Below are 26609 nucleotides of genomic sequence, written 5' to 3' on the forward strand. Positions count from 1 at the left end.
TAATACCTCAGTAAAAGGGCTTTTATTGAATAAGATGGACAGCCGGATACTATTGGTATGCCAAAAATAGCGCCCACAGGCGCTTTGTTCTGTGATTAAGCTCTCAATGAGGTAAGAGGTATTCCAGATTGCGATTTATCACCATTTTGGCATGCCAATGACAGGCATTTATCCCGCTGGCGAGGATCGTTACCGAAAAGCGTGATCGTTATGGGGTTTTGCCCTTACCACGTCGCTTATGCGCCGGATGGTCTGTGTTAAACTGCAAACCATTACGTGGAAACAGGAATTTCGAATGGCAACAATGCTGGATGTCTCACTGCGTGCGGGCGTGTCGAAGGCCACCGTTTCGCGCGTGCTGAACGGCACAGGTCAGGTTAAAGAGAGCACGCGTCAGCAGGTATTTCGCGCGATGGAGGAGCTGGGCTATCGTCCGAACTTTCTCGCGCGTTCGCTGGCTAACCAGACCAGCAACAGCATTGGTCTTGTCGTCTCGACGTTCGACGGTTTTTACTTTGGTCGTTTGCTACAGCAGGCGTCACGGCAGACCGAAAAGCACGGAAAACAGCTGATTGTTACCGACGGTCACGACGCCCCTGAACAGGAAGAACAGGCGGTGCAGATGCTCGCCGACCGCAAGTGCGACGCCATCGTGCTGTACACGCGATACATGAGCGAAAAGACGATCCTGAAGCTGATCAACAGCGTGCAGACGCCGCTGGTGATCATTAACCGTGAAGTGAGCCAGGCGGCGGATCGCTGCGTCTTCTTTGAACAGCAGGACGCGGCCTTCAAAGCGGTGGATTACCTGATAAGCCAGGGTCATCGGGAGATCGCCTGTATCACCGTCCCGATCCACACCCCAACGGGTAAAGCGCGGCTGATGGGCTACCGTAAGGCGCTGGAGAAGCACGGTATTCGTCTCGACGAGCGGCGGATTAAATACGGCGATGCAGGCATGACGCGGGGTTACGAGCTGTGCAAGGAGCTGATTGCGGAAAAGACATCGTTCAGCGCCCTGTTTGCCTGTAATGATGATATGGCCCTGGGCGCCTCCAAAGCATTACACCAGGCCGGGCTGAAGATCCCGCAGGATATTTCGCTGTTTGGTTTTGACGATGCCCCCAGCGCAAAGTGGCTGGAGCCTGCCCTGTCGTCGGTATATTTGCCGATCGACAACATGATCGTCACGGCAATCGACCAGGCGATCCGGCTGGCAAAAAACCAGCCGGTTGAAGCGATCCCGCCGTTCACCGGCACGCTGGTGTTACGCGATTCGGTGACAACAGGGCCGTGGTTTAATCAGACCAGCTCTAACGCCAGCAGCTCCTGAATGGTCTGGCGACGGCGAATCAGCCGCGCCACGCCGTTATCAAACAGCACTTCCGGCAGCAGCGGGCGGCTATTGTAGTTGGAAGACATAGACGCCCCGTACGCACCGGTATCATGCAGCACCAGATAATCTCCCGGTTTTACCTCTGGCAGCGAACGGGTTTCGACTTTACCGCCTTCCTGCTGAGTAAAGACGTCACCGGATTCACACAGCGGGCCGGCAACAACGGTCTCGATGCGCGGCGCGTTGACCAGATCGCGGCCATCGGCGGCAAGCGCGGTAATGTGATGATAGCTGCCGTACATGGACGGGCGCATCAGGTCGTTGAAGCCAGCATCAATCAGCACAAAGTGACGGCTTCCCATCTCCTTCACGCTCCGCACCTGCGCCACCAGCACGCCAGCTTCGGCGACCAGGAAACGACCCGGCTCAATCTCCAGCTTCACCGCATGGCCCAGATGGGCAGCGATCCTGTCACGCGCGGCGCTCCACAGGCCGTAATAGTGATCCGTGTCGATCGCCTCTTCTCCTTCGCGGTAAGGGATCGAAAGCCCTCCCCCGGCGGAGATCGCCTCCAGATCCTGACCAAAATCGATAACCTGACGCACCATTGCGCCACAGACCTGCTCAAGATGGCCATAATCCACGCCGGACCCGATATGCATGTGAATGCCCACCAGCTTGAGGTTGTAGCGTTGTAAAACCTCCAGCGCCGCAGGCATATCGGCATACCAGATCCCGTGTTTACTGTTTTCGCCCCCGGTGTTGGTTTTCTGACTGTGGCCGTGACCAAAGCCCGGGTTGACGCGCAGCCAGACGCGATGGCCAGGAGAGACCTGCCCAAGCTGTTTCAGCATATCCACCGAACCAGCATTGACCGGGATTTGCAGCTCGTGCACGCGCGCCAGCGTGGCGTCGTCTATCAGGTCAGCGGTGAAGACGATCGCGTCGCTGTCGGCTTTCGGATCAAACCCGGCCGCCAGCGCACGTTCGATCTCACCCAGCGATACGGAGTCAACCTTCACGCCCTGCTCGCGCATCAGGCGCAGAATATGAATATTGGAGCAGGCCTTCTGCGCAAAACGCACCACGTCAAACTGATGCAGCGCGGCGATCTTCTCGCGGACAATCTGCGCATCGTAGACCCACACCGGACAGCCGAATTCGGCAGGCAGGCGCAGCAGATTATCGGCGTTTAAATCGGTTTCGGTCTGGTTGAGCGGGCGTGGCATGGTCGTCTCCGGAAATCTGTTTTTTATCATTACGCCATAGCCTGAAGAGAATAAAAAATATCGTTTTATCGTGAGTCTATGCAAAAATGATATGGAACACGCTCAGCCATCAGGTGCCCTATGCCCGCCGTTAACCTACGCCATATCGAGATTTTTCATGCGGTGATGACCACCGGCAATCTCACTGAAGCCGCGCACATGCTGCACACCTCGCAGCCGACGGTCAGCCGCGAGCTGGCGCGTTTTGAGAAAGTGCTGGGGCTGAAGCTGTTTGAACGCACCCGCGGCAGGCTGCATCCAACGGTGCAGGGTTTACGTCTGTTTGAGGAGGTTCAGCGCTCCTGGTACGGGCTGGACAGGATCGTGAGCGCGGCAGAGAGCCTGAGGGAGTTCCGCCAGGGCGAACTGTCCATCGTCTGCCTGCCGGTCTTTTCCCAGTCATTCCTGCCGGTACTGTTACAGCCGTTTCTGGCCCGCTATCCGGAGGTCAGCCTGACCATCGTGCCGCAGGAGTCGCCGCTGCTGGAGGAGTGGCTTTCGGCCCAGCGCCACGATCTGGGTCTGACTGAAACCCTCGTCACGCCAGCGGGAACGGAACGCACGGAGCTGCTGTCGCTGGATGAGGTCTGCGTGCTGCCTGCCAGCCACCCGCTTGCCCACAAAACCGTGCTGACACCGGCGGATTTTCACGGTGAGAACTATATCAGCCTGTCGCAGACCGACAGCTACCGGCAGCTTCTGGATGGCCTGTTTGCCGAACATCAGGTGAAGCGGCGGATGGTGATGGAAACGCACAGTGCGGCGTCAATTTGCGCGATGGTGCGCGCGGGCGTGGGTATTTCGGTGGTGAACCCGCTCACGGCCATGGACTACGCCAGCAGCGGTGTGGTTCTGCGCCGTTTTAGCGTTTCCGTTCCCTTTACCGTGAGCCTGATCCGCCCGCTGCACCGGCCCGCCTCAGCGCTGGTTGATGCCTTTAGTGAACATCTGATTGCGCACGCGCGTCAGGTGGCGCTTCGCTTACCTGACCTGCAAAAACCTTTATGACAGCATAAACTCCACCGCATCCGCGGCATGGATGGCGGCGGTATCGAAGACCGGTATCGGGCTTCGGTCTGCCGGCACCAGCAGACCGATTTCGGTACAGCCGAAGATGACCCCTTCCGCTCCCTGCTGCGCCAGTTTCTCTATCACGCTGACGTACCAGGCGCGCGAAGCTTCGCTGAAGGTGCCCAGACACAGCTCATCAAAAATAATCTGGTTAATGCGCGCCCGGTCAGCCTCCTCCGGGATCAGGCTTTCAATCCCGAACTGGCTGCTCAGCCGCCCGCGGTAAAAATCCTGTTCCATGGTGTAGCGCGTCCCCAGCAGCGCCACGCGCGTCATGCCGGCGGTACGTATGGCACGCCCGGTGGCATCCGCGATATGTAAGAACGGCAGCGAACAGCGGTCTTCAATGTGCGACGCCACCTTATGCATGGTGTTGGTACACAGCAGAATACCCTGCGCGCCCGCACGCTCCAGCCCGAGCGCGGCGTCCGCCAGTATCTGCCCCGCTTTGTCCCACTCCCCGCTCGACTGGCAGGCTTCTATTTCATGGAAATCCACGCTGTGCAGCAGCAGGCTGGCCGAATGCAGACCGCCCATACGCTGTTTAACGCCTTCATTAATCAGGCGGTAGTACGGGATCGTTGATTCCCAGCTCATGCCCCCTAACAGACCGATCGTTTTCATCTTTCCTCCTGTGCGTTTCACCCAGTGAAGCAAACTTGTGATCGCCTTTCCAGTTATTTGGCTAAACGTTTCCTTTTCTCGGCGGGTGAGATAAGTTAATTGAAACAATGTTTCATTACATAACAGGGCGAAAATATGTTTATTTTCCATAAAGAGACCACGCTTGAGGATCTGGGCAACGGCGTGACGCGTCGTATTCTGGCGCACGACGGCAGGATGATGGCGGTGGAAGTGAATTTCGAGGAAGGCGCGATTGGCCCGATGCATAACCACCCGCATGAGCAACTCACCTACGTTCTCTCGGGGGAATTTGAGTTCACCATTGGCGAGGAGAAGCATGTGGTGACCGCGGGCGACACCCTCTATAAAGCGCCGCACGTGATGCACGGCTGCGTTTGCCTGAAACCCGGCACCCTGCTGGATACCTTTACGCCGGTACGCGAAGATTTCCTGAAATAAAAAAAGGCGCTCAGTTGAGCGCCTTTTTTGATGTTATTCCGTTACCGGCTCAGGAAGTTGTTCCGGCAGCGGGTTGCGGGTGCTCATAGCCTCGCGCAGCAGCACGCTGCCACAGGCGAACAGTCCACCCAGAATACACGCCAGCAGCACGATGAGGGCTTTGCCCGGGCCATCTTTTTTCACCGGCATAGAAGGTGAAAGCTGGTATTTGAACGGCTCCAGGCTCACATCTTCGAAGGAGAGTTTTTGCAGCTGTGCCAGATAGTATTCGCGGTTCTGGAAATCGGCGTTCAGCTCAGAAACGTCCTTGAGATTTTTTTCAATCTGCAATTTCTGCGCAATCCCGTCCGCACCGAGGGCGACGGAATAATCCGGATCGTCTTTCACCGCCTGTCCATTGCTGTAAACCGGCTTTTTGATCCCAGCCGCGTTCGCCACTTCCAGCGAGTAGTTCAGGCGTTGCAGGTTGGTATTGTGGATATTGGTCAGACGGACCCGATCCAACTCCAGCTGCTGCTGTACCGTTTTGGTTCTCAGGATCAGCTGATCGCGAATGTTTTGCATGGTCTCCTGCTCGACGATGCGGGAGATGTACTGAATGTAACCATTCAACACTTTCTGCGCATCCTCTGCCGTTGGGGCTGTGAAGCTTAACGTCCAGGAGAGGTATGGTGCTTTATCGGCATTTTTTTCCTGCGTGTTATCAACAGCCTTCATCTTTTCGGCAATATTGACCACCGCGCGGTGCAGCTCCAGCGGGTCAACCTCAGCGCCATCGAGCTGAGCCATCACGTAAGGTGAGCTCTTCATGTACTCTTCAAGCAGAGACTGGGACTGAAACTTTTTGATAAACAGATTAAACACATCCGCACGGGTAATTTTCACGTCGACATCAAGCACCTGGAGCGCCACCATCATCTGGCGCAGCGAACTCCACTGCGTCTGTTCCGCGGGCGTAATGACCGCTTTACTGGTCCATTTTTGCGGTATCAGAAAGGCGATTGCCAGGCCGACCAGTGCAAATGCAAAGACAATGGTGATGATGCGTTTTTTTGCTGCCAGCAGGACGTCCAGCAGACCCAGAAGATCTATTTCTTTAGCGCTGACCGCCGGGGGAGCATAGTGAGGAAAATTGAGATCCGTATGTTTTTTGAAATCCATCGCTGACATAACTGTTCTTCTTTTAAGGATGCAGTGAAATTCTGCCTGACTGGTTCCGGTGTAACAAATCATACAAGAATGTAAGAATTATCTGAATGACGAATTGGTACATCTGTAGACCTGCTATCAGATCCGGTAGTTAGCCACGCTGCGTGACTATTGTTATTCCTGCTCCCCTTTTGCTTCATTATCTCTTCCTCATGGGCCGCGGCGAACGTCCGTGGAAAGTCAAAAATGCCACCTCCCTCACTATATTGAAACAGCGTTTCGACGCTGATCACATTTCCACCATTAAGCGAATGACGCAGAAATAAATCGCAATAATATAAAATAAAACGATGTTTTAGTATCCAAGAACACCGGTTCAGCTCTTTTGAAACCCGAAGCGCTTACACCACGACGAAAGACAAAAAAGCGTTAAAAAACAAACGTAGGTTTTGCCGTTGCCAGACGTTGCACCCTGAATTTCAGCTCCCATGCCGCGCATCGCAGGCCTGGGAAAATGTAACAAAGCAGATTTCGTATTAAACCATTGATTGCCAGGTAGGTATGTATGAATGAAAACAAGCTGCTGGGGCTCGCATGGATATCACCCTATATCATCGGGCTGATACTCTTTACGGCATTCCCCTTCGTCTCATCGTTTTTCCTCAGCTTTACGGATTACGATTTGATGAGTCCGCCGGTGTTTAACGGCATCGAAAACTATCGCTACATGTTTACCGAAGACACGCTCTTCTGGAAATCCATGGGCGTGACCTTTGCCTATGTATTTTTAACCATCCCGCTAAAGCTCGCCTTTGCATTAGGAATTGCCTTTGTCCTGAACTTTAAATTACGCGGCATCGGCTTTTTCCGAACGGCCTACTATATTCCGTCGATCCTCGGCAGCTCCGTCGCCATTGCCGTATTGTGGCGCGCCTTATTTGCCATCGATGGCCTGCTGAACAGCTTTATCGGCGTTTTTGGCTTTGATCCGGTGAACTGGCTGGGCGAGCCGTCGCTGGCGCTGATGTCCGTTACCCTGCTGCGCGTCTGGCAGTTCGGTTCCGCGATGGTCATCTTCCTGGCCGCGCTGCAAAACGTACCGCAGTCCCAGTATGAAGCGGCAATGATCGATGGCGCATCGAAATGGCAGATGTTCATGAAGGTGACCGTGCCACTGATTACGCCGGTGATCTTCTTCAACTTCATCATGCAGACCACGCAGGCGTTCCAGGAATTTACCGGGCCGTACGTGATTACCGGCGGCGGGCCAACCTATTCGACCTATCTGTTCTCGCTCTACATCTACGACACCGCCTTTAAGTATTTCGATATGGGCTATGGCGCGGCGCTGGCGTGGATCCTGTTCCTGGTGGTGGCCGTCTTCGCCGGTATCGCCTTTAAGTCGTCGAAATACTGGGTGTTCTACTCCGCCGATAAAGGAGGCAAAAATGGCTGATATTCAACAACTCTCCACGGCAAGAAGCGTCGCCGAACGCGAAGTGGCCCGCACGCTGCGCAGAGAGAAAATCAACGCCTCCGTTCGCTATGTGATTCTGCTGGTTGTCGGCCTGCTGATGCTTTACCCGCTGGTGTGGATGTTCTCCGCGTCGTTCAAACCGAACCACGAGATCTTCACCACATTGAGCCTGTGGCCTGCCCACGCCACCTGGGATGGTTTCGTAAACGGCTGGAAAACCGGCACCGAGTACAACTTCGGCCATTACATGCTGAACACCTTTAAGTATGTGATCCCGAAAGTGATCCTGACCATTATCTCCTCCACCATCGTGGCGTACGGCTTTGCCCGCTTCGAGATCCCGTGGAAGAAGTTCTGGTTCGCCACGCTCATCACCACCATGCTGCTGCCCAGCACCGTGCTGCTGATCCCGCAGTACCTGATGTTCCGTGAAATGGGCATGCTCAACAGCTATATGCCGCTGTACCTGCCGCTGGCCTTCGCCACTCAGGGGTTCTTCGTCTTCATGCTGATCCAGTTCCTGCGCGGCGTCCCGCGTGACATGGAAGAGGCGGCGCAGATTGACGGCTGTAACTCCATTCAGGTGCTGTGGTACGTGGTAGTGCCGATCCTGAAACCGGCCATTATCTCCGTCGCCCTGTTCCAGTTCATGTGGTCCATGAACGACTTTATCGGGCCGCTGATTTACGTCTACAGCGTGGATAAATACCCCATCGCACTGGCGCTGAAAATGTCCATCGATGTCACCGAAGGCGCGCCGTGGAACGAAATTCTGGCAATGGCGAGCATCTCCATTCTGCCATCCATCATTGTCTTCTTCCTGGCACAGCGCTACTTCGTACAGGGCGTCACCAGCAGCGGAATTAAAGGTTAAGAGGGAAATACCATGGCTGAAGTTATTTTCAACAAGCTGGAAAAGGTCTACTCCAACGGCTTTAAAGCGGTACACGCTATCGATCTTAAAATTGCTGAAGGGGAATTCATGGTGATCGTCGGCCCATCTGGCTGCGCCAAATCCACGACCCTGCGCATGCTGGCGGGGCTCGAAACCATCAGCGGCGGCGAGGTGCGCATTGGCGACAAGATCGTGAACAACCTCGCGCCGAAAGAGCGCGGTATTGCAATGGTGTTCCAGAACTATGCCCTCTATCCGCACATGACGGTGCGCGAGAATCTGGCCTTTGGTCTCAAGCTGAGCAAACTGCCGAAAGATCAGATTGAGTCTCAGGTGAATGAAGCTGCCAAAATTCTTGAACTGGAAGAGCTGCTCGACCGCCTGCCGCGCCAGCTTTCCGGCGGCCAGGCGCAGCGCGTGGCGGTAGGCCGTGCGATTGTGAAAAAACCGGATGTGTTCCTGTTCGATGAGCCGCTTTCAAACCTCGACGCCAAACTGCGCGCTTCGATGCGTATTCGTATTTCCGACCTGCATAAGCAACTGAAGAAGTCAGGAAAACCGGCGACCACCGTTTACGTGACACACGACCAGACCGAAGCGATGACCATGGGCGACCGCATCTGCGTGATGAAGCTCGGCCATATCATGCAGGTGGATACGCCGGACAACCTCTACCACAGGCCGAGGAACATGTTCGTGGCGGGCTTTATCGGCGCGCCGGAGATGAATATACGCAAAAGCGTGCTGGTCGAAAAAGCGGGCCAGCTGCACATCGCCATTGGCGATGAAACCATGCCGCTGAACGCGGAGAAGCAGGAGAAAGTCGCGGCCTACGCGGGTCAGGAGATTTACTACGGCGTGCGTCCGGAATTTGTGTCGCTCTCTGATGAGCCCTTCCCGAACGGCGGCTGTAGCGGGGAGATGGTGCGCGTTGAGAACATGGGCCACGAATTCTTTGTGTACCTGAAGGTCGCGGACTACGAACTGACCGCCCGAATCCCGTCCGATGAAGCTAAACCAATGATTGATAAGGGGCTTCATCGTAAGGTGTATTTCACGTTTGAGATGAACAAGTGTCATATTTTTGACGCAAAAACTGAACAGAACCTCTCTCTCTGATGGAGTGATAAAAATGAAAAAAGTGCTTTTAAGCGCAGCAATCTCCGCGACCCTGGGTCTTACCGCTTTGCCATCGATGGCGCAGAATGTGGATTTACGGATGTCCTGGTGGGGCGGCAACGGCCGTCACCAGGTCACCCTGAAAGCGCTGGAAGAGTTCCATAAGCAGAACCCGGACATCAACGTGAAAGCGGAATACACCGGCTGGGATGGTCACCTCTCCCGTCTGACCACCCAGATTGCGGGCGGCACCGAGCCGGACGTAATGCAGACGAACTGGAACTGGCTGCCGATCTTCTCGAAAACCGGTGACGGCTTCTACGATCTGAACAAGATGAAGGACGTGATTGACCTGTCGCAGTTCGATCCCAAAGAGCTGCAAACCACCACCGTGGACGGCAAGCTGAACGGCATTCCGATCTCGGTGACGGCGCGCGTGTTCTACTTCAATGACGAAACCTGGAAAAAAGCGGGTATTGCGTACCCGAAAACCTGGGACGAGCTGATGGCGGCCGGTAAAACCTTCGAGAGCAAGCTCGGCAAGCAATACTATCCGGTGATCCTGGAGCATCAGGATACGCTGGCGCTGCTGAATTCGTACATGATCCAGAAGTACAACATTCCTGCGGTGGATGAGAAAACCAAAAAGTTCAGCTACACAAAGGAACAGTGGGTAGAGTTTTTCCAGACCTACAAAAAGCTGATCGACAGCCACGTCATGCCAGACACCAAATACTATGCCTCGTTCGGTAAGAGCAACATGTATGAAATGAAGCCGTGGATCCAGGGTGAATGGGGCGGCACCTACATGTGGAACTCCACCATCAACAAATATTCCGACAACCTGAAGCCACCGGCGAAACTGGAGCTGGGCAACTACCCAATGCTGCCGGGCGCCACCGACGCAGGTCTGTTCTTCAAACCGGCGCAGATGCTGTCGATTGGTAAGACGACCAAAAACCCAGAGGCGGCAGCGAAGCTGATTAACTTCCTGCTCAACAGCAAAGAAGGGGTCGATACGCTGGGTCTTGAGCGCGGCGTGCCGCTGAGCAAAGTGGCGGTGCAGTATCTGACCGAAGACGGCACCATTAAAGAGGACGATCCTTCCGTGGCGGGCCTGCGCCTGGCGCAGTCGCTGCCGGCGAAACTCACCGTCTCGCCATACTTTGACGACCCACAGATTGTGGCGCAGTTCGGTACCTCTTTGCAGTATATCGACTACGGGCAGAAAACCGTGGAAGAGACGGCCGCTGACTTCCAGCGTCAGGCGGAGCGTATTTTGAGACGTGCGATGCGGTAAAAACAAAGCCGGGTGGCGCTTCGCTTACCCGGCCTACACGGTATCGTAGGCCCGGTAAGCGAAGCGCCACCGGGCAATGACATTACACGCCGATATTACGTAGTTTCTCCCCTTTCATCAGCTTGCGTTCAATATGCTCCAGGGTCACGCCTTTGGTTTCCGGGATCAGCCAGAATGTCACGCCGATAAACGTCACGTTCAGCACCGTATAGAGCCAGAAGGTGCCTGCCGCGCCAATCGCATCCAGCAGCGTCAGGAAGGTCGCGCCAATGATCATATTCGACACCCAGTTGGTGGTGGTGGAACAGGTGATACCAAAGTCGCGGCATTTCAGCGGCTGAATTTCAGAGCACAGGATCCACACCACCGGTGCGGCGCTCATCGCGTAACCGGCGATGCACATCATGGTCATGCCAACGGAGAGCCAGGAGAGGCCGCTTGACGCCGTGCCGTTATCGAACTGCATCAGGCAGTAACCAAGGATCAAGGTGCCGAGCGCCATTACGCTAAAGCCAATTTTCAGGGCCGGTTTACGTCCGGCCTTATCGACGGTGAACACCGCGATAAAGGTGGCGAACATAAAGGTCAGCCCCACCACCAGCGTGGCGATCATCTGTTGTTCGGTGGTGGTAAAACCAGCCATTTTAAAGATGCGTGGGGCATAATACATGATGATGTTCATCCCCGTGAACTGCTGCATCGCCTGTAACAGCATGCCGAGGAACACCGCGCGGCGCACGTTGCGGTTTGCCTTAAACAGGGACCAGCCGCCCTGCTTCAGCTTCAGGCTTTCGCGGATTTCGTTCAGCTCTTCACGCGCTTTTTCAGACGTGTCGCGCAGCATGCGCAGCACCTCTTCCGCCTCCACGTGACGCCCTTTTTGCGCCAGCCAGCGCGGGCTGTTCGGCAGGAAAATGACTAACACAATCAGCAGCACCGCAGGCAGCGCCAGCACACCAAGCATTGCCCGCCAGTTGCCGCTGTAGCTGAAGTACGTATCCGACAGGAACGCCAGCACGATACCGAGCGTCACCATCAGCTGGTACATGCTGATCATCTTCCCGCGCACGTTTTCGCTCGCCATTTCGGAGAGGTAAAGCGGCGCGGTGTAGGACGCGATACCCACCGCCACGCCCAGCAGCACGCGAGAAAGCAGCAGCACTTCAACGTTGGTGGCAAACGCCGAACCAAGAGAGCCAGCAACAAACAGGATCGCCCCGACCATCAGGCTGTATTTGCGCCCGAGACGGAACGACAGCCAGCCGTTAAACAGTGCGCCGATGGCCGCACCCAGCATCATGCTGCTCACCACCCACTCTTGCAGGCGGTTGCTTAACGTAAAGTGGTCGGTAATAAAGGGCAGTGCGCCCGCGATAACGCCGATATCCAGACCAAACAGTAAACCGGCTACGGCGGCCGCAACAGAAACAAACTGGTTCATGCGTCGGGTATCGCGCAGCGCAGCGGGCATAAGGGTAGAGTCATTTACAGATGTCATTGTTTCCTGCCTCAACAGCGAAATTCGTTAAGTGAAATTACGAGATACCGGAAGAAAGTGTCAGGCCGGAAATGGTGAAGATATGGATTATTTCGCTACGACACACCGATCTGTGATGGACATTACAATTTCAAATCAGGATGGTTTAACCTTATTTTTGATTAATTAGTTAATATTTAAGCAATAAATGTGTGACACCCGTCATTCATTCCTTTTCAGTATGGATTTTTCATCTTTATGGATATGGATAAAGCCAATTTTGGCGCAAAAAAAACCTCTACCCGAGGGCAGAGGTTCTTTATTCGGGCTGACTTAACGTGCCAGCCAGCCGCCGTCTACGGCAACGGTGTAGCCGTTAATGTAGTCCGAAGCCGGGGACGCCAGGAATACAACCGGGCCCATCAGATCGCTCGGCAGACCCCAGCGACCCGCTGGAATACGCTCCAGGATTGCCGCGCTGCGCTCTTCATCCGCACGCAGCTGCTGGGTATTGTTGGTGGCCATGTAGCCCGGCGCAATCGCGTTGACGTTGATGTTGTGCTGCGCCCACTCGTTCGCCAGCAGACGGGTCACGCCCATCACGGCACTCTTCGATGCGGTGTAAGACGGCACGCGGATGCCGCCCTGGAAAGAGAGCATGGAGGCAATATTAATGATCTTGCCACCTTTCCCCTGAGCAATGAAGTGCTTCGCAGCCGCTTGGGACATAAAGAACACGCTCTTGATGTTCAGATTCATCACGTCGTCCCAGTCCGTTTCGCTGAAGTTAATCGCGTCTTCACGACGGATCAGGCCGGCGTTGTTGACCAGAATATCGATATGCCCAAACTCCGCCACCGCGCGATCCAGCAGCTCAGGGATCGCATCGATTTTGCGCAGGTCCGCGGTCAGGCTCAGGAAACGGCGGCCCAGCGCGGTGACGCGCTCGATGGTTTCCGTTGGCTCAACGATGTTAATCCCGACGATATCGCAGCCCGCTTCCGCCAGACCTAACGCCATACCCTGCCCCAGCCCGGTGTCACAACCGGAAACCACAGCCACTTTACCTTGCAGAGAAAATGCATCCAGAATCATGTTTGTTCCTTAATCGTTCAGCGCCTGTCAGCAACAGGCAGATGTATGCTTAACTGCCTGCGACTAGCGCAGATCCTTAACAGCGACGTGGTCCATGTCATCAAAGACCTGGTTTTCACCGACCATCCCCCAGATAAAGGTATAGGCTTTCGTTCCCACGCCAGAGTGGATGGACCAGCTCGGCGAAATGACTGCCTGCTCGTTGTGCATAACGATATGGCGCGTCTCCTGCGGCTGTCCCATCATGTGGAACACGCAGGCGTCTTCATCCATGTTGAAATAGAAGTAGACTTCCATGCGGCGCTCGTGGGTATGGCACGGCATGGTGTTCCACAGGTTGCCCGGCGCAAGCTCGGTCAGCCCCATGCTGAGCTGGCAGGTTTCCAGCACATCCGGAACAAAGTATTTGTTGATGGTGCGACGGTTGCTGGTGAGGTTATCGCCAAGGGTCACCGGGGCAACGTCCGCTGGCGTGACTTTTTTGGTTGGGTAAGTCGTATGAGCCGGGGCGCAGTTGTAGTAAAACTTCGCCGGTTTGCTGGCATCAATGCTGGCGAACACCACCTCTTTCGCGCCTTTGCCGACGTACAGCGCGTCGCGGTGACCAATTTCGTAGCACTGGCCATCGACGGTAATGGTGCCCGGCCCGCCGATGTTAATCACGCCCAGTTCACGGCGTTCGAGGAAGTAGCTCACGCCCAGCTGTTTGCCCACTTCACCGCCCACGGAGACGGTTTTCGCCACCGGCATAATCCCGCCCACAATAATGCGGTCAATATGGCTGTAGACCATGGTGTACTTGTCGGCTTCGAACACTTGCTCAACTAAAAACTCACTGCGCAGCCCCTGAGTATCCAGCATTTTAGCGTGCGCACTGTGGATGCTTTGTCTGACGTCCACGTAAACCTCCAGAATTGATCGTGCCCGAAGGCAAAGATAAATAACGAAACAATGTTCCGTTTTCGTGATGAACACATATTATCCCCTGACAACGGGGTTTTCAATTGCATTTAAAACAACGTTTCATTTTTTCTGCCTGTTTATGCCAGAAATGGAGTTTCGATCACGATAAATCTTTAAGACCCTCAATCTGGTTAATGAAAATGAGAAAGTGCGCTGTCAGTCACACATAATGAAACAACGTTTTGATAATTTATAACCTAGTTTTCAACCTACATTACGCGTTCAAAGGAGTGCATTATGGCTAAAGGTATGCGGGTCAAGCTGAACTATGAGGTCAGCCGCGATCCGGATACAGGCGTGGAAGTCACCCGCCTGACCCCACCGGAAGTAACCTGTCATCGCAACTACTTTTACCAGAAGTGCTTCTTTAACGATGGCAGCCACCTGCTGTTCGCCGGGGAGTTCGACGGTCACTGGAACTATTACCTGTTGGATCTGAAAAACGCCGAAGCGGTACAGTTGACCGAAGGCGCGGGCGATAATACCTTTGGCGGGTTCCTCTCTCCGGACGATAAATCCCTCTACTATGTGAAGAACGATCGCACCCTGCTGGAGGTGGATTTACAGACGCTGGCAGAGCGCGAAGTGTACCGCGTTCCGGAAGAGTGGGTCGGCTACGGCACCTGGGTCGCGAACAGCGACTGCACCAAACTGGTGGGTATTGAGATTGCCAGATGTGACTGGACGCCACTCAACGACTGGAAAATTTTCCACGACTTCTTCCACAAAGGGCCGCACTGCCGCCTGCTGCGCGTTGATCTGAAAACGGGTGAAAGCACCACCATTCATGACGAGAAGATCTGGCTGGGACATCCGATTTATCGTCCGTTCGATGACAATACCGTGGCCTTCTGTCATGAAGGGCCGCACGACCTGGTCGACGCCCGCATGTGGCTGGTCAACGAAGATGGCAGCAACGTGCGGAAAGTGAAAACGCACGCGGAAGGTGAAAGCTGTACACATGAATTTTGGGTGCCGGACGGGTCCGCGCTGATCTACGTCTCTTATCTGAAAGGTCAGCAAGGGCGTACCATCTCCCGCTTCAACCCGGACACCGGCGTGAATGAAGCGGTAATGAACATGCCCGCCTGTTCGCATCTGATGAGCAACGTTGACGGCAGCATGCTGGTTGGCGACGGTTCCGGTACGCCTGTTGACGTGAAAGACACCGGCGGCTACACCATTGATAACGATCCTTATCTGTATGCCTTTGACGTGGCGAAGAAATCTTATTACCGCATCGCCCGTCATGACACCTCATGGGCTACGGTGGCGAACAGCCGCCAGGTAACCCACCCGCATCCGTCCTTCACCCCGGACGAAAAAGCGGTGCTGTACAGTTCCGATAAAGACGGCAAACCGGCCCTCTATATCGCGAAACTCCCCGAGCAACCTGAAATGTTGCATGCCTGAATGAGTTAGTGTTTCTGTAACTGGCCTTGCCCTCCGATTCGGAGGGCTTTTTTTTGGGTGATTGCGCGGCGCTTTTTGCCGGGTGGCGCTTCGCTTACCCGGCCTACGAAAAAATGGATTGGAAAGAATGTGTAGGCCGGGTAAGCGTTAGCGCCACCCGGCGGTTTTTAGCGAAGGAACTGAATTATCAGAAGGAGTACGCCACACCTAAACGGAAACGGGTCTGGCGTTCGTCCGTGTCTTTAACCCCCACGTTCCCCACCTCCACATACGGTGCCCAGTTTTTATCCCATTTGTAGGCCAGCTTGGCGTTATATTCGTTGGAATAATCTTTATTATTATTTCGGGCCACGCCTTCAGAACTTTTCGCGTAAACATAGTTCAGCTCGGTACGCCAGTCACCTAATACCCAACCGACCCACGCATCGCCTCGGTTAACTTTATCATCGTCCTTATTTGAGCTTGACGGGTAGCGAGTATATTCGTAACGGTAACGCGCAGCCACGTAGAAGCCATTATCGAAGCTATATTGCACATGCAGATTCGGTTTATAAATGGTGCGACTGTCTGTGCTTTCAATCGTAAACGCAGGGGTCAGGGCGATATTGTCTGTCGCTTTCCAGCGCCAGCTAATCTGATCTTCGTGACCGTTCCCCACTACATCCGCGAATGGCTGATCTACCTTGTCCCCGCCTGATTTCCACTTCGCCTCGACTGAAAAACCGAAGCCATTATCAAAGCGGTGCGAGACGGCAACACGGTCGGCATTCGAGCCGCTGTCAATATATTCGTGACGCAGATCGACGGTAACGGCGCTAGCCGCAAAAGAGGCACTAATAAGGGAAGCAAGGAGCAGAGATTTCTTAAACATGAAAAAACCCTCAATTAAAATAACGTTTCGTTTTTATGAAACCTGAGTTTATTTTTTATGCACCTCTATTTTAGTGACAAGGATCGAAATTATTTGTTTCATTTTTTTTGGCAAAGATCGACGTGAACCCCATCAACAAAAAAAGGGCATTAACCGTAAATTTCAGGGTGGAGATCACATTAAGCACTTCACAAAGCAAATAATTAACCGCGCAATAATTATTGCGGGCATCAGAAAGAACGCAGAAGTGTTAAAAAAGGATTCTGCGGACACAAAAAAACCTCCCGTGGGAGGTTTTCTGTGCACAGAGAGGGGAAACTACCGTTCGATAGCCAGGGCCACCCCCTGCCCTCCGCCAATACAGAGCGTTGCGATCCCTTTTCGGGCGTTACGCTTTTTCATTTCGTGGACCAGCGACACCAGAATGCGGCAGCCGGAGGCGCCAATGGGATGACCCAGCGCAATTGCACCGCCGTTGACGTTGACCCGCAGCGGATCCCATTCCAGCATTTTCCCGACCGAGATCGCCTGTGCAGCAAAGGCTTCGTTGACCTCAATCAGATCCACATCGCTCAGCTCCCAGCCCGCCCGCTCCAGGCAGCGGCGCGTGGCATAGACCGGGGCGATCCCCATTAACGCAGGATCCACACCCACGCTGGCAAACGCTTTGATGCGCGCCAGCACCGGCAGCGCCAGCTCCTGGGCTTTGCTTTCACTCATCATCATCACCGCCGCCGCACCGTCGTTAATGGATGAGGCGTTGCCTGCCGTTACAGAACCGAGCGTTTCAAAGGCCGGATCGAGTTTTGCCAGCCCTTCTGCGCTGGCATCGGTGCGCGGCTGCTCGTCGGTATCGACGATGAGCGCTTCGCCGTTCTGGCGCTGGGTACTGACCGGGACAATTTCATCGCGAAAACGCCCGGAGTCGATCGCTGCACGCGCTTTTTGCTGTGAGCTGAGGGCATATGCATCCTGAAGCTCGCGGCTGATACCGTATTCCCGCGCCAGGTTTTCCGCCGTTACGCCCATATGGTAGTCGTTGAAGGCGTCCCACAGCCCGTCGTGAACCAGACTGTCAAGCAGCTGACTGTTCCCGAGCTGCGCGCCGGTCCGGCTGTCGGTCAGGACGTGCGGGGCGCGGCTCATATTCTCCTGCCCGCCGGCAATAACCACGTCCGCTTCACCGCACTGGATGGCCTGCGTCGCAAGATGGAGCGCTTTCAAACCTGAACCACAGACGTCGTTGATGGTAATTGCCGAAACGGTATTGGGCAGGCCGCCCTTCAGCGCTGCCTGGCGCGCAGGGTTTTGTCCCGCGCCAGCGGTCAGCACCTGGCCAAGGATCACCTCATCAATTTCATGTGCGGCAATCCCGCTGCGTTCCACCAGCGCTCTTACCACCACGCTGCCGAGATCAACCGCAGAGTGACGCGCAAGCGCTCCCTGAAAACAGCCGATAGCCGTACGTAACGCACCCACTATAACGACATCTTTCATCACGACCTCTGTGCAAAATGACATGACGATAGTAGAGGATTGTTATCAACAATTGACGCAAATGTTTAAAATTAGTGAGTTTAGTCACAGGATTATCGTGCGTCCTGCAAGTATTGGCGCAGCCAGCTTCCGGCGACGCCGGGCGGGGTTCGTTTGTTCCATACCAGATCGATGGCAATCGACCTCGGCCAGCCCGGCACGTTCAGCTGCACCAGCGATTTCGACGCGGCAAATTCGTCGACCAGCGCGCAGGGTAACGCGCACCAGCCAAAGCCCTGTACCGCCATACTCAGCAGTAACAGGTAATTCGGCGCAGACCAGACCGGCCCGCGCGCAAGGGGCGCTTCCCGTTCAAGATAGGTACTCAGCCGCAGCTCGCGCCAGCCATGCAGCTCGTCCGCCTGCGTCTCATGTTGCCCTGCCAGAGGATGTCCGGCAGAAACGTAAATAGCCATCCTTGTCTGCATAGGCAGACGGGTCGCGCCAATATCGGTCGGGTAGCTGTCGCGCGCTTCCGTCAGGCCAATTTGCGCCCGCTCCTTTTGCAGCAGATCGATCACGTCCTCCTCTTCACCAATCAGGCACTCAAATTCCGTGTGCGGAAAACGCTGGTCGAACTGGCTCATCATCTGTTCCAGCACGGCCGGGTTAAGCGTATCGGAGAGAACAAAGGTAAAACGCGCCTCCGTTTGCGCCGTTAAGGATACGGCCAGCTCATCCAGGCGCGCGCTGGCGGCGAGTATCGACTGGACATAGCCCAGCACCTGTTCACCCTGGGCGGTCAACACCGGGTGACGCGCCGAGCGATCGAACAGCTCAAAGCCAAGGTCAGCTTCAAGGTTGGCGATGGAGGTGCTGATGGTGGACTGGCTTTTACGCAGCCGCCGTGCCGCAGCAGAAAACGAACCTGCGGCGACAGTTTCAACAAACGCGGTCAGTGCTTCGGGAGAATAACGCATGATGTATCTGCTTTATCGATGGATACCATCTTTTATATATCACCTTAAACGATAAGAATAGACCGCATCAACGCCCATACTGGCGTCAATATGAGGTAAATATGCAACATCAGGATGCACTCCAACGTAAATTGCCGGAGCGGATCTTCCATGCCGTCTGTTTTGAAGGCATTGCTACGGCGATCCTCGCCCCGACGGCCGCGTGGCTAATGCAGCGCTCGGTGGTTGAAATGGGGGGTCTCACCATAATTCTGGCGACCACGGCAATGCTCTGGAACATTATCTATAACTTTGGCTTCGACCGTTTCTGGCCCGTCCAGCGGGTGAAGCGCACGGCGAAAGTGCGCGCCCTGCATGCGCTGGGTTTTGAATGCGGTTTTATTGTGATTGGCGTAACCATCGTTGCCGCCGTGCTGGGCGTGACGCTGCTCCAGGCCTTTACGCTGGAAATTGGTTTCTTCCTGTTCTTCCTGCCGTACACCATGCTCTACAACTGGGCGTACGACACCCTGCGGGAGAAAATCATCAAGCGCCGCCAGCAACGACGCGCCCTGGCAAGCGAATAACCTTCCGGCCGGAGACCTGCTCCGGCCCCCCCTGCGAAGCAACGGCGACCTCAACGCATAATTATGGTAAATTGCACTCCTTTTTGTTCGTTTTATAGTTGATACGTTGCTCTAATGTCGAAAATTTGGTCAAAAGAAGAGACTCTCTGGAGTTTCGCCCTCTACGGCACTGCCGTGGGCGCAGGAACCCTGTTCTTGCCCATTCAGCTCGGCTCTGCTGGCGCGATTGTCCTGCTGATCACCGCCCTTGTGGCGTATCCCTTAACCTACTGGCCGCATAAAGCGCTGGCGCAATTTATTCTGTCGTCGAAGACGAAAGGCAACGAAGGGATCACTGGTGCCGTTTCCCATTACTACGGCAAAAAGATCGGCAACCTCATTACCACGCTCTATTTTGTGGCTTTCTTTGTGGTGGTTCTGATTTACGCGGTGGCGATAACTAACTCACTCACTGAACAGCTGGCGAAACGGATGACGGTGGATACCGGCATGCGGATGCTGGTGAGTTTTGGCGTGGTGCTGATTCTGAATCTGATCTTCCTGATGGGGCGGCACATCACCATTAAGGTGATGGGTTTCCTTGTCTTTCCGCTGATCGCCTATTTCCTGTTTGTCTCGCTGTATCTGACGGGCAGCTGGCAGCCGTCGCTTCTGACGAGCCAGATGGCCTTCGACCAGCATACGTTGCACCAGGTGTGGATTTCGATCCCGGTGATGGTTTTCGCTTTTAGCCATACTCCGATCATCTCGACTTTCGCCGTGGACCGTCGCGAGAAATACGGTGAAGAGGCGATGGGTAAATGCAAAAAAATCATGAAAGTGGCGTATCTGATCATCTGCCTCAGCGTGCTGTTCTTTGTGTTCAGCTGCCTGCTTTCGATTCCACCGTCGTATATCGTGGCGGCAAAAGAGGAAGGGGTGACGATCCTGTCCGCGCTGTCGATGATGCCTTCGTCCCCGTCATGGCTGGGCATTTCCGGCATTATCGTGGCAATTATAGCGATGTCGAAATCGTTCCTCGGCACCTATTTTGGCGTGATTGAAGGTGCAACGGAAATTGTGAAATCGTCTCTGAATCAGGTGGGTGTGAAAAAAAGTCGCGCCTTTAACCGCGCGGTTTCTATTCTCGGCGTGTCGCTGATTACCTTTGCGGTCTGCTGCATCAACCCGAACGCCATTTCAATGATTTACGCTATCAGCGGTCCGCTTATCGCCATGATCCTGTTCATCATGCCGACGCTGTCGACGTACCTGATCCCGTCGTTAAAACCGTACCGCTCCATCGGTAACCTGCTGACGCTGATTGTGGGTGTGCTGTGTGTGTCGGTGATGTTTGTCGGTTGAGTGTGCTGCCCGGCGCAATGCCGGGCATCTGTTTTACGCCCGAATATCGTCATACTCCCGCGTATTATCAAACTCATGCTTCGCAAACGGACACAGCGGGATAATTTTACGGTTCTCCCCGCGCATCTTCTCAACCACCTTCGCCACCAGCTGCTTACCCACACCCTGCCCTTTCAGGCTTGGATCAACATCGGTGTGCTCAATGATGCTCAGATGCTCGCCGGTCGGGACAAAGACAATCTCCGCTACCTGATTGCCTTCGGCGTCGTTGACGTAAAACTTGTTATGGCCTTCAAGAATTTCCATGGTTCCTCACTTATTTTGGCGGTACTTCAGCGCACCGCTCGGGCAGGTATCAATTACGCGCACAACCGTTTCTGCATCTACTTCATCCGGCGCGATCCATGGTTTACGCTTCAGGTCGAACAGCGCCGCGCTGCCGCGCACGCAGTTGCCCGAGTGTTTGCAGATCCCGGTATTGAAGTAAACATCAATTTTCTCACCGGTGTAGGCCCGGTACCCCGCATCCAGTAGCTCCTGATCCATGATATTGCCTCTGTAATTATTGTGGTGACAAAAGAAGCATACCCTCAGCCGATCCGCCTGACCACGTCAAAAACGAGGTTTGGCCACCCTCTTTTCAACACGTTATTTCGCCAGACACTTAAGATTATTCCGAATACAGAAGCGCCCGTTGCGACGATATATTTTTGCGTTGTGTCAACTCTTGTAATAATTCACGCCACGTTCACATTAGGATTATTAGCTAAGCGAACTCCCAACATCCAGATTTATTTCGCCCTAACCAGTGGATTTACCGTCCGTTTTTAAAGTTCGTAACGAAGCGGTATTTCCTGAACACCTGCAAAATTACCGCAAAACAACCCAGACATGAAATTTGACTCTTCTCACATAACGACTAATGTTAATTCCTGAACGACAACTGATACGAATTACTTATCGTATCTCCTGACATAAACGCAACATGAGGGTTGATATATGGCAGAGCAACATCGTGGTGGTTCCGGTAATTTCGCTGAAGACCGTGAAAAGGCATCAGAAGCTGGACGTAAAGGCGGCCAGCACAGCGGCGGTAATTTCAAAAACGATCCGCAACGCGCATCTGAAGCGGGTAAGAAAGGGGGCCAGAACAGTCACGGCGGAGGCCGTAAATCTGATAACTCCTGATCTTATTTAAAGCTCTTATAAATATACCGAGAGCATGCTGCGGGCCCGTCGGCTCGCAGTACCTTCCCTTTATTTCACTGGAGCGAAAATATGAATATGAAAACTGTTGAAGATGTATTTATTCACCTGTTATCCGACACCTACAGCGCTGAGAAGCAGCTGACCCGCGCTCTAAGCAAGTTAGCTCGCGCCGCATCCAGCGAGAAGTTGAGTGCCGCGTTCACGGCCCACCTCGAAGAGACTCAGGGACAAATCGAGCGTATCGATCAGATTATTGAGCAGGAATCCGGCCTCAAACTGAAGCGCATGAAATGCGTTGCGATGGAAGGCTTAATTGAAGAAGCCAACGAAGTTATTGAGAGCACTGAGAAAAATGAAGTGCGTGACGCTGCATTAATTGCCGCAGCACAAAAAGTCGAGCATTACGAGATTGCCAGCTACGGCACCCTGGCCACCCTGGCTGAACAATTAGGCTATAAAAAAGCCGTTAAACTTCTTGCCGAAACGCTGGAAGAAGAAAAAGAAACCGATCTCAAATTAACCGATCTGGCTGTCGGCAATATTAATCAAAAAGCCCAGAAAGGATAAATATTAATTTGATGAGCATCAGCAACAAAAATTAACCAGATAATAAATCACAGGAGTTAATTATGAATCATGTAGAACACTACCATGATTGGCTACGCGATGCCCATGCGATGGAAAAGCAAGCCGAATCCATGCTGGAATCTATGGCCAGCCGTATTGATAATTATCCCGACTTACGTGCACGAATTGAACAACACGTTAATGAGACTAAACACCAAATTACCGTGCTGGAAGAAATTCTCGACCGCAATGATATTTCCCGTTCGGTCATAAAAGATTCCATGAGCAAAATGGCGGCGCTCGGCCAGTCCATTGGCGGCATGTTCCCTTCCGACGAAATTGTTAAAGGCTCCATCAGCGGCTACGTTTTTGAGCAGTTTGAAATTGCCTGCTACACCTCTCTGCTGGCTGCGGCCAAACAAGCGGGCGATACCGCCTCCATTCCTGCCATTGAGTCCATTCTGGAAGAAGAGCGCCAGATGGCTGACTGGCTGCTCCAGCATATTCCACAGACGACGGAACAGTTCCTGCTGCGCTCCGATGCGGACGGTGTTGAAGCGAAAAAATAACGAAAGAGGGAGAAACTATGTTTCGACACGTAAAACAGCTGCAATACACGGTACGCGTAGCCGAACCGAATCCGGGCCTGGCCAATCTTCTGCTTGAGCAGTTTGGCGGGCCACAGGGCGAACTTGCCGCGGCATGTCGTTACTTTACGCAAGGATTGAGCGACGACGATCCCGGTCGTAAAGATATGCTGATGGATATCGCGACCGAGGAGTTAAGTCACCTGGAAATTATCGGCACCCTGGTGGGTATGCTGAATAAGGGTGCGAAAGGTGAATTGGCGGAAGGCGTTGAAAATGAAGCGGAATTGTACCGCTCCATGACCGAGAACGGCAACGACAGTCATATCACCTCCCTGCTCTACGGCGGCGGTACTCCACTGACCAACTCCGGGGGCGTACCATGGACGGCGGCGTATGTGGATACTATTGGCGAGCCCACCGCCGATCTGCGCTCTAACATTGCGGCCGAGGCGCGCGCCAAAATTATCTACGAACGGCTTATTAACGTAACGGACGATCCGGGTGTTAAAGATGCGCTGGCGTTTTTAATGACGCGTGAGGCAGCACACCAGCTCTCATTTGAGAAGGCGCTCCAGTCGATCCGTAACAATTTCCCACCGGGTAAATTGCCGCCAATCGAAGAGTACACTAATAAGTACTACAATATGTCTGAGGGGGGAGAAGTTCGCGGTAGCTGGAACAGCGATAAGCACTTCGACTACGTGGAATCTCCTCAGCCCGCGGTCGATGGCGGTGACGGCGGCGCAAGCGTAACGCTCACGACAGAGCAGGCCACGCTGGTCAAAGCGATGTGCGCACGTACGAAATCCGACCCTAACGCCGATCCGCTTACCGGTGCCGAGCTTGGCGCAGGTAAGAAAAAACCGTAACCGGTTTTGCCAGGCAGCCTGAGGCTGTCTGGCAATGCCTTGTGCGCTATCAGTTCCAGAGGTACGGAGCATGTTCGAGCTTGATGCGTTTCATCTGGCCAGGATACAGTTCGCCTTTACCGTCTCTTTTCATATTCTCTTCCCGGCGATCACCATCGGGCTTGCGAGCTATCTGGTGGTTCTCGAAGGCATGTGGCTTCGCACAAAAAATGATGTCTGGCGCTCGCTGTACCATTTCTGGCTAAAAATTTTCGCCGTCAACTTTGGTATGGGCGTGGTTTCCGGGCTGGTGATGGCTTACCAGTTTGGGACTAACTGGAGCGGCTTTTCCCAGTTCGCGGGCAGCATAACCGGCCCTTTGCTCACCTATGAAGTCTTAACCGCCTTCTTCCTGGAAGCCGGTTTCTTAGGCGTGATGCTGTTCGGCTGGAACAAGGTTGGCCCCGGCCTGCACTTCTTTGCCACCTGCATGGTGGCGCTGGGCACGCTGATGTCCACCTTCTGGATCCTCGCCTCTAACAGCTGGATGCACACCCCGCAGGGCTTCAGTATTCAGAACGGTCAGGTCATTCCCGAAGACTGGCTGGCCATTATCTTTAACCCCTCATTCCCTTACCGCCTGATCCATATGTCCATCGCCGCCTTCCTGTGCAGCGCCTTGTTTGTGGGCGCGTCCGGGGCATGGCATCTGCTGCGCGGTAACGATACGCCCGCGATCCGCAAGATGTTCTCCATGGCCATGTGGATGGCGCTGCTGGTCGCGCCCATTCAGGCCGTGGTTGGGGATATGCACGGGCTGAATACGCTTGAGCACCAGCCTGCCAAAATCGCCGCGATTGAAGGCCACTGGGAAAACCCGCCCGGCGAGGCCACCCCGCTGCTGTTGTTTGGCGTACCGGATATGGAAGAGGAACGCACCAAATACGGGCTTGAAATTCCCGCGCTCGGCAGCCTGATCCTGACGCACAGCCTGGATAAACAGGTCCCGGCGCTGAAGGATTTCCCGAAAGAGGACCGCCCTAACTCGCTCATCGTCTTCTGGTCCTTCCGCATTATGGTCGGCATGGGGCTGCTGATGATTACCCTTGGCGTACTGAGCGTCTGGCTGCGCTATCGCCGTCGACTCTATCACTCACGGCCATTCCACTGGTTTGCCCTCTGCATGGGGCCTGCCGGACTACTCGCGCTGCTCGCCGGGTGGGTCACCACCGAAGTGGGCCGCCAGCCGTGGGTCGTTTACGGCTATCTGCGCACGATAGATGCGGTGTCTCTGCACAGCACGTTGCAGATGAGCATCAGCCTGCTGGCCTTTATCGTGGTCTACTGTTCGGTATTTGGCGTGGGATATGTGTATCTCGCCCGGTTGATTAAGAAAGGTCCGCAGCCTGTGGGCACGCTAACGTCTAATACATCGGGTACCCCTGCCCGTCCGCTGTCCGCCGCCGAGTCTGTTCCGGAAGAGGAGAAGATCTGATGGGCGTCGATATCCCGGTCATCTGGTTTGCCATTATTGTCTTCGCCACGCTGATGTACATCATCATGGACGGTTTCGATCTCGGTATCGGCATGCTGTTCAGCTTTGTGGGTGATGCCAAAGAGCGCGACGTGATGGTGAACAGCGTCGCCCCGGTCTGGGACGGAAATGAAACCTGGCTGGTTCTCGGCGGCGCAGGGTTGTTCGGCGCGTTTCCGCTGGCCTACGCGGTAATAATCGATGCCCTGACCATCCCGCTGACGGCCATGCTGATCGGGCTTATTTTCCGCGGCGTGGCATTTGAGTTTCGCTTTAAGGCGACCCCTTCCCACCGCAAATTCTGGGACTATTCTTTTGCTGGCGGTTCCCTGCTCGCAACCTTCAGCCAGGGGATCGTGGTTGGCGCGATGATCAACGGCTTTGACGTGGAAGGGCGTCGCTTTGTGGGCTCCTCGCTGGACTGGTTCACCCCGTTTAACCTGTTCTGCGGGCTGGGCTTAATTGTCGCCTATACCCTGCTGGCCACCACGTGGCTGATCATGAAAAGCGAAGGCGCGCTGCAAAACCGGATGCGCGAGCTGACCCGCCACGTTCTGCTGGCGCTGATTGCCGTCATTGCGGTGGTAAGTATCTGGACCCCGCTCGGCTGGCAGTTTGTCGCCGAACGCTGGTTTACTCTGCCTAACTTCTTCTGGTTCCTGCCGGTTCCGGTTCTTGTGGCGGTATTCAGCCTGTGGATCTGGCGGCTGACGCGTAATCCCGACAGCCATGCCCGTCCGTTCCTGTTAACGCTGGGCCTGATCTTCCTCGGCTTTAGCGGCCTGGGCATCAGCCTGTGGCCACACATAATTCCGCCGCACATCACCCTGTGGGAAGCCGCCGCGCCGCCTGCCAGCCAGCTGTTTATGCTGATCGGCACGCTGTTAATCATCCCGGTGATCCTGGTTTATACCGCCTGGAGCTATTACGTCTTCCGGGGCAAAGTGTCTGATACCGAAGGTTATCACTAAGGATTAC

At 54.4% G+C, this 26609-nt stretch carries 27 protein-coding genes; 16 read left to right on the plus strand and 11 right to left on the minus strand.

Annotated elements, in window-relative coordinates; all coding sequences use genetic code 11:
• The first annotated feature begins 295 nt into the window (after window positions 1-295).
• On the plus strand, window positions 296-1333 hold the full coding sequence (locus ACOTXL_RS14145) for a LacI family DNA-binding transcriptional regulator (RefSeq protein WP_003862814.1): 1038 nt from the start codon (window positions 296-298) through the stop codon (window positions 1331-1333).
• Here ACOTXL_RS14145 and lysA read toward each other — a convergent pair.
• A complete protein-coding gene (lysA, locus tag ACOTXL_RS14150; protein ID WP_045350881.1) occupies window positions 1303-2565 on the minus strand; it encodes a diaminopimelate decarboxylase in 1263 nt (420 codons plus the stop codon). The two genes, ACOTXL_RS14145 and lysA, sit on opposite strands and share 31 nt — an antisense overlap.
• Window positions 2566-2685: 120 nt before the next feature.
• Between lysA and ACOTXL_RS14155 the strand changes: the two genes are divergently transcribed.
• Entirely contained in the window at window positions 2686-3612 is a 927-nt protein-coding gene (locus ACOTXL_RS14155; RefSeq protein WP_023295367.1) for a LysR family transcriptional regulator, read from the plus strand.
• On the opposite strand, the gene ACOTXL_RS14160 is transcribed toward ACOTXL_RS14155, so the two are convergent.
• On the minus strand, window positions 3607-4299 hold the full coding sequence (locus ACOTXL_RS14160) for an aspartate/glutamate racemase (RefSeq protein ID WP_023323698.1): 693 nt from the start codon (window positions 4297-4299) through the stop codon (window positions 3607-3609). The two genes, ACOTXL_RS14155 and ACOTXL_RS14160, sit on opposite strands and share 6 nt — an antisense overlap.
• A 135-nt stretch (window positions 4300-4434) precedes the next feature.
• On the opposite strand from ACOTXL_RS14160, the gene ACOTXL_RS14165 reads away from it, so the two are divergent.
• Window positions 4435-4758, plus strand: coding sequence for a cupin domain-containing protein (locus ACOTXL_RS14165; RefSeq protein ID WP_003862821.1), 324 nt, complete (start codon window positions 4435-4437; stop codon window positions 4756-4758).
• A 33-nt stretch (window positions 4759-4791) separates the two neighbouring features.
• Here ACOTXL_RS14165 and wzz(fepE) read toward each other — a convergent pair whose 3' ends face one another.
• A complete protein-coding gene (gene wzz(fepE), locus ACOTXL_RS14170) occupies window positions 4792-5928 on the minus strand; it encodes an LPS O-antigen length regulator Wzz(fepE) (RefSeq protein WP_023314779.1) in 1137 nt (378 codons plus the stop codon).
• Window positions 5929-6472: 544 nt separating this feature from the next.
• On the opposite strand from wzz(fepE), the gene ACOTXL_RS14175 reads away from it, so the two are divergent.
• Genes ACOTXL_RS14175 through ACOTXL_RS14190 form a run of 4 tightly spaced genes read left to right on the plus strand, consistent with a single transcriptional unit; the run spans window position 6473 to window position 10698 of the window.
• A complete protein-coding gene (locus ACOTXL_RS14175) occupies window positions 6473-7363 on the plus strand; it encodes a carbohydrate ABC transporter permease (protein WP_003862825.1) in 891 nt (296 codons plus the stop codon).
• A complete protein-coding gene (locus tag ACOTXL_RS14180; protein ID WP_003862827.1) occupies window positions 7356-8258 on the plus strand; it encodes a carbohydrate ABC transporter permease in 903 nt (300 codons plus the stop codon). The genes ACOTXL_RS14175 and ACOTXL_RS14180 overlap by 8 nt, the downstream gene beginning before the upstream one ends.
• Window positions 8259-8270: 12 nt before the next feature.
• Window positions 8271-9398: an ABC transporter ATP-binding protein gene (locus ACOTXL_RS14185; protein WP_003862829.1), complete on the plus strand. Its 1128-nt coding sequence runs from the start codon at window positions 8271-8273 to the stop codon at window positions 9396-9398.
• Between the two features lie 13 nt (window positions 9399-9411).
• On the plus strand, window positions 9412-10698 hold the full coding sequence (locus tag ACOTXL_RS14190) for an ABC transporter substrate-binding protein (protein WP_003862832.1): 1287 nt from the start codon (window positions 9412-9414) through the stop codon (window positions 10696-10698).
• Window positions 10699-10780: 82 nt separating this feature from the next.
• Here the strand turns inward: ACOTXL_RS14190 and ACOTXL_RS14195 are convergent, their stop codons facing one another.
• From ACOTXL_RS14195 to kduI, 3 genes are all read right to left on the minus strand, one after another.
• Complete coding sequence (locus ACOTXL_RS14195; RefSeq protein ID WP_023314780.1) at window positions 10781-12196, minus strand: sugar porter family MFS transporter; 1416 nt, start codon at window positions 12194-12196, stop codon at window positions 10781-10783.
• 312 nt (window positions 12197-12508) lie between these two features.
• On the minus strand, window positions 12509-13270 hold the full coding sequence (gene kduD / locus ACOTXL_RS14200) for a 2-dehydro-3-deoxy-D-gluconate 5-dehydrogenase KduD (protein WP_003862835.1): 762 nt from the start codon (window positions 13268-13270) through the stop codon (window positions 12509-12511).
• Between the two features lie 63 nt (window positions 13271-13333).
• Window positions 13334-14170, minus strand: coding sequence for a 5-dehydro-4-deoxy-D-glucuronate isomerase (gene kduI / locus ACOTXL_RS14205; protein ID WP_003862837.1), 837 nt, complete (start codon window positions 14168-14170; stop codon window positions 13334-13336).
• A 300-nt stretch (window positions 14171-14470) separates the two neighbouring features.
• On the opposite strand from kduI, the gene ACOTXL_RS14210 reads away from it, so the two are divergent.
• The gene (locus ACOTXL_RS14210; protein WP_045332841.1) at window positions 14471-15646 is read left to right on the plus strand and encodes an oligogalacturonate lyase family protein; all 1176 of its coding nucleotides are present in this window, start codon (window positions 14471-14473) and stop codon (window positions 15644-15646) included.
• A gap of 187 nt (window positions 15647-15833) precedes the next feature.
• On the opposite strand, the gene ACOTXL_RS14215 is transcribed toward ACOTXL_RS14210, so the two are convergent.
• The 3 genes from ACOTXL_RS14215 to ACOTXL_RS14225 form a co-directional block, all read right to left on the minus strand.
• Window positions 15834-16517, minus strand: a complete 684-nt coding sequence (locus tag ACOTXL_RS14215) for an oligogalacturonate-specific porin KdgM family protein (RefSeq protein WP_045350882.1) — start codon at window positions 16515-16517, stop codon at window positions 15834-15836.
• A gap of 318 nt (window positions 16518-16835) precedes the next feature.
• Window positions 16836-18014 (minus strand): acetyl-CoA C-acetyltransferase, encoded by a 1179-nt coding sequence (locus tag ACOTXL_RS14220; RefSeq protein WP_003862843.1) that lies wholly within the window; start codon window positions 18012-18014, stop codon window positions 16836-16838.
• Between the two features lie 92 nt (window positions 18015-18106).
• Window positions 18107-18973, minus strand: a complete 867-nt coding sequence (locus ACOTXL_RS14225) for a LysR family transcriptional regulator (protein WP_003862845.1) — start codon at window positions 18971-18973, stop codon at window positions 18107-18109.
• A gap of 101 nt (window positions 18974-19074) precedes the next feature.
• On the opposite strand from ACOTXL_RS14225, the gene ACOTXL_RS14230 reads away from it, so the two are divergent.
• Window positions 19075-19539: a multidrug/biocide efflux PACE transporter gene (locus ACOTXL_RS14230; protein ID WP_022651793.1), complete on the plus strand. Its 465-nt coding sequence runs from the start codon at window positions 19075-19077 to the stop codon at window positions 19537-19539.
• A gap of 114 nt (window positions 19540-19653) precedes the next feature.
• Window positions 19654-20883, plus strand: coding sequence for an amino acid permease (locus ACOTXL_RS14235; RefSeq protein ID WP_023323700.1), 1230 nt, complete (start codon window positions 19654-19656; stop codon window positions 20881-20883).
• A 33-nt stretch (window positions 20884-20916) separates the two neighbouring features.
• Here the strand turns inward: ACOTXL_RS14235 and ACOTXL_RS14240 are convergent, their stop codons facing one another.
• Both ACOTXL_RS14240 and yjdI read right to left on the minus strand, forming a co-directional pair.
• Window positions 20917-21189, minus strand: coding sequence for a GNAT family N-acetyltransferase (locus ACOTXL_RS14240; protein WP_003862848.1), 273 nt, complete (start codon window positions 21187-21189; stop codon window positions 20917-20919).
• Window positions 21190-21195: 6 nt separating this feature from the next.
• Window positions 21196-21429, minus strand: a complete 234-nt coding sequence (gene yjdI / locus ACOTXL_RS14245) for a 4Fe-4S mono-cluster protein YjdI (RefSeq protein ID WP_045350883.1) — start codon at window positions 21427-21429, stop codon at window positions 21196-21198.
• 453 nt (window positions 21430-21882) lie between these two features.
• Here yjdI and ACOTXL_RS14250 point away from each other — a divergent pair, with 453 nt between their 5' ends.
• The 6 genes from ACOTXL_RS14250 to cydB all read left to right on the plus strand — a co-directional run bounded on the left by ACOTXL_RS14250 (window position 21883) and on the right by cydB (window position 26602).
• The gene (locus tag ACOTXL_RS14250; protein WP_022651794.1) at window positions 21883-22071 is read left to right on the plus strand and encodes a general stress protein; all 189 of its coding nucleotides are present in this window, start codon (window positions 21883-21885) and stop codon (window positions 22069-22071) included.
• Window positions 22072-22161: 90 nt separating this feature from the next.
• Complete coding sequence (locus ACOTXL_RS14255) at window positions 22162-22659, plus strand: ferritin-like domain-containing protein (RefSeq protein ID WP_003862851.1); 498 nt, start codon at window positions 22162-22164, stop codon at window positions 22657-22659.
• A gap of 62 nt (window positions 22660-22721) precedes the next feature.
• Complete coding sequence (locus ACOTXL_RS14260; protein WP_003862853.1) at window positions 22722-23228, plus strand: ferritin-like domain-containing protein; 507 nt, start codon at window positions 22722-22724, stop codon at window positions 23226-23228.
• Window positions 23229-23245: 17 nt separating this feature from the next.
• Window positions 23246-24118: a manganese catalase family protein gene (locus ACOTXL_RS14265; RefSeq protein WP_023314785.1), complete on the plus strand. Its 873-nt coding sequence runs from the start codon at window positions 23246-23248 to the stop codon at window positions 24116-24118.
• 70 nt (window positions 24119-24188) lie between these two features.
• The gene (locus ACOTXL_RS14270) at window positions 24189-25592 is read left to right on the plus strand and encodes a cytochrome ubiquinol oxidase subunit I (protein WP_003862857.1); all 1404 of its coding nucleotides are present in this window, start codon (window positions 24189-24191) and stop codon (window positions 25590-25592) included.
• On the plus strand, window positions 25592-26602 hold the full coding sequence (cydB, locus tag ACOTXL_RS14275; RefSeq protein ID WP_015571779.1) for a cytochrome d ubiquinol oxidase subunit II: 1011 nt from the start codon (window positions 25592-25594) through the stop codon (window positions 26600-26602). Before ACOTXL_RS14270 ends, cydB begins: the two co-directional genes overlap by 1 nt.
• The last annotated feature ends 7 nt before the right edge of the window (window positions 26603-26609 follow it).

Source organism: Enterobacter cloacae complex sp. IR5402 (genome assembly GCF_049238125.1).
Taxonomy (GTDB): Bacteria; Pseudomonadota; Gammaproteobacteria; order Enterobacterales; family Enterobacteriaceae; genus Enterobacter; species Enterobacter hormaechei_C.

Bases quoted from the DNA above. Each gene is read 5' to 3' on its own strand.
- ACOTXL_RS14145 (WP_003862814.1), top strand. From the start codon at position 296: ATGGCAACAATGCTGGATGTCTCACTGCGTGCGGGCGTGTCGAAGGCC.
- lysA (WP_045350881.1), bottom strand. From the start codon at position 2,565: ATGCCACGCCCGCTCAACCAGACCGAAACCGATTTAAACGCCGATAAT.
- ACOTXL_RS14155 (WP_023295367.1), top strand. From the start codon at position 2,686: ATGCCCGCCGTTAACCTACGCCATATCGAGATTTTTCATGCGGTGATG.
- ACOTXL_RS14160 (WP_023323698.1), bottom strand. From the start codon at position 4,299: ATGAAAACGATCGGTCTGTTAGGGGGCATGAGCTGGGAATCAACGATC.
- ACOTXL_RS14165 (WP_003862821.1), top strand. From the start codon at position 4,435: ATGTTTATTTTCCATAAAGAGACCACGCTTGAGGATCTGGGCAACGGC.
- ACOTXL_RS14175 (WP_003862825.1), top strand. From the start codon at position 6,473: ATGAATGAAAACAAGCTGCTGGGGCTCGCATGGATATCACCCTATATC.
- ACOTXL_RS14180 (WP_003862827.1), top strand. From the start codon at position 7,356: ATGGCTGATATTCAACAACTCTCCACGGCAAGAAGCGTCGCCGAACGC.
- ACOTXL_RS14185 (WP_003862829.1), top strand. From the start codon at position 8,271: ATGGCTGAAGTTATTTTCAACAAGCTGGAAAAGGTCTACTCCAACGGC.
- ACOTXL_RS14190 (WP_003862832.1), top strand. From the start codon at position 9,412: ATGAAAAAAGTGCTTTTAAGCGCAGCAATCTCCGCGACCCTGGGTCTT.
- ACOTXL_RS14195 (WP_023314780.1), bottom strand. From the start codon at position 12,196: ATGACATCTGTAAATGACTCTACCCTTATGCCCGCTGCGCTGCGCGAT.
- kduD (WP_003862835.1), bottom strand. From the start codon at position 13,270: ATGATTCTGGATGCATTTTCTCTGCAAGGTAAAGTGGCTGTGGTTTCC.
- ACOTXL_RS14210 (WP_045332841.1), top strand. From the start codon at position 14,471: ATGGCTAAAGGTATGCGGGTCAAGCTGAACTATGAGGTCAGCCGCGAT.
- ACOTXL_RS14215 (WP_045350882.1), bottom strand. From the start codon at position 16,517: ATGTTTAAGAAATCTCTGCTCCTTGCTTCCCTTATTAGTGCCTCTTTT.
- ACOTXL_RS14220 (WP_003862843.1), bottom strand. From the start codon at position 18,014: ATGAAAGATGTCGTTATAGTGGGTGCGTTACGTACGGCTATCGGCTGT.
- ACOTXL_RS14225 (WP_003862845.1), bottom strand. From the start codon at position 18,973: ATGCGTTATTCTCCCGAAGCACTGACCGCGTTTGTTGAAACTGTCGCC.
- ACOTXL_RS14230 (WP_022651793.1), top strand. From the start codon at position 19,075: ATGCAACATCAGGATGCACTCCAACGTAAATTGCCGGAGCGGATCTTC.
- ACOTXL_RS14235 (WP_023323700.1), top strand. From the start codon at position 19,654: ATGTCGAAAATTTGGTCAAAAGAAGAGACTCTCTGGAGTTTCGCCCTC.
- ACOTXL_RS14240 (WP_003862848.1), bottom strand. From the start codon at position 21,189: ATGGAAATTCTTGAAGGCCATAACAAGTTTTACGTCAACGACGCCGAA.
- yjdI (WP_045350883.1), bottom strand. From the start codon at position 21,429: ATGGATCAGGAGCTACTGGATGCGGGGTACCGGGCCTACACCGGTGAG.
- ACOTXL_RS14250 (WP_022651794.1), top strand. From the start codon at position 21,883: ATGGCAGAGCAACATCGTGGTGGTTCCGGTAATTTCGCTGAAGACCGT.
- ACOTXL_RS14255 (WP_003862851.1), top strand. From the start codon at position 22,162: ATGAATATGAAAACTGTTGAAGATGTATTTATTCACCTGTTATCCGAC.
- ACOTXL_RS14260 (WP_003862853.1), top strand. From the start codon at position 22,722: ATGAATCATGTAGAACACTACCATGATTGGCTACGCGATGCCCATGCG.
- ACOTXL_RS14265 (WP_023314785.1), top strand. From the start codon at position 23,246: ATGTTTCGACACGTAAAACAGCTGCAATACACGGTACGCGTAGCCGAA.
- ACOTXL_RS14270 (WP_003862857.1), top strand. From the start codon at position 24,189: ATGTTCGAGCTTGATGCGTTTCATCTGGCCAGGATACAGTTCGCCTTT.
- cydB (WP_015571779.1), top strand. From the start codon at position 25,592: ATGGGCGTCGATATCCCGGTCATCTGGTTTGCCATTATTGTCTTCGCC.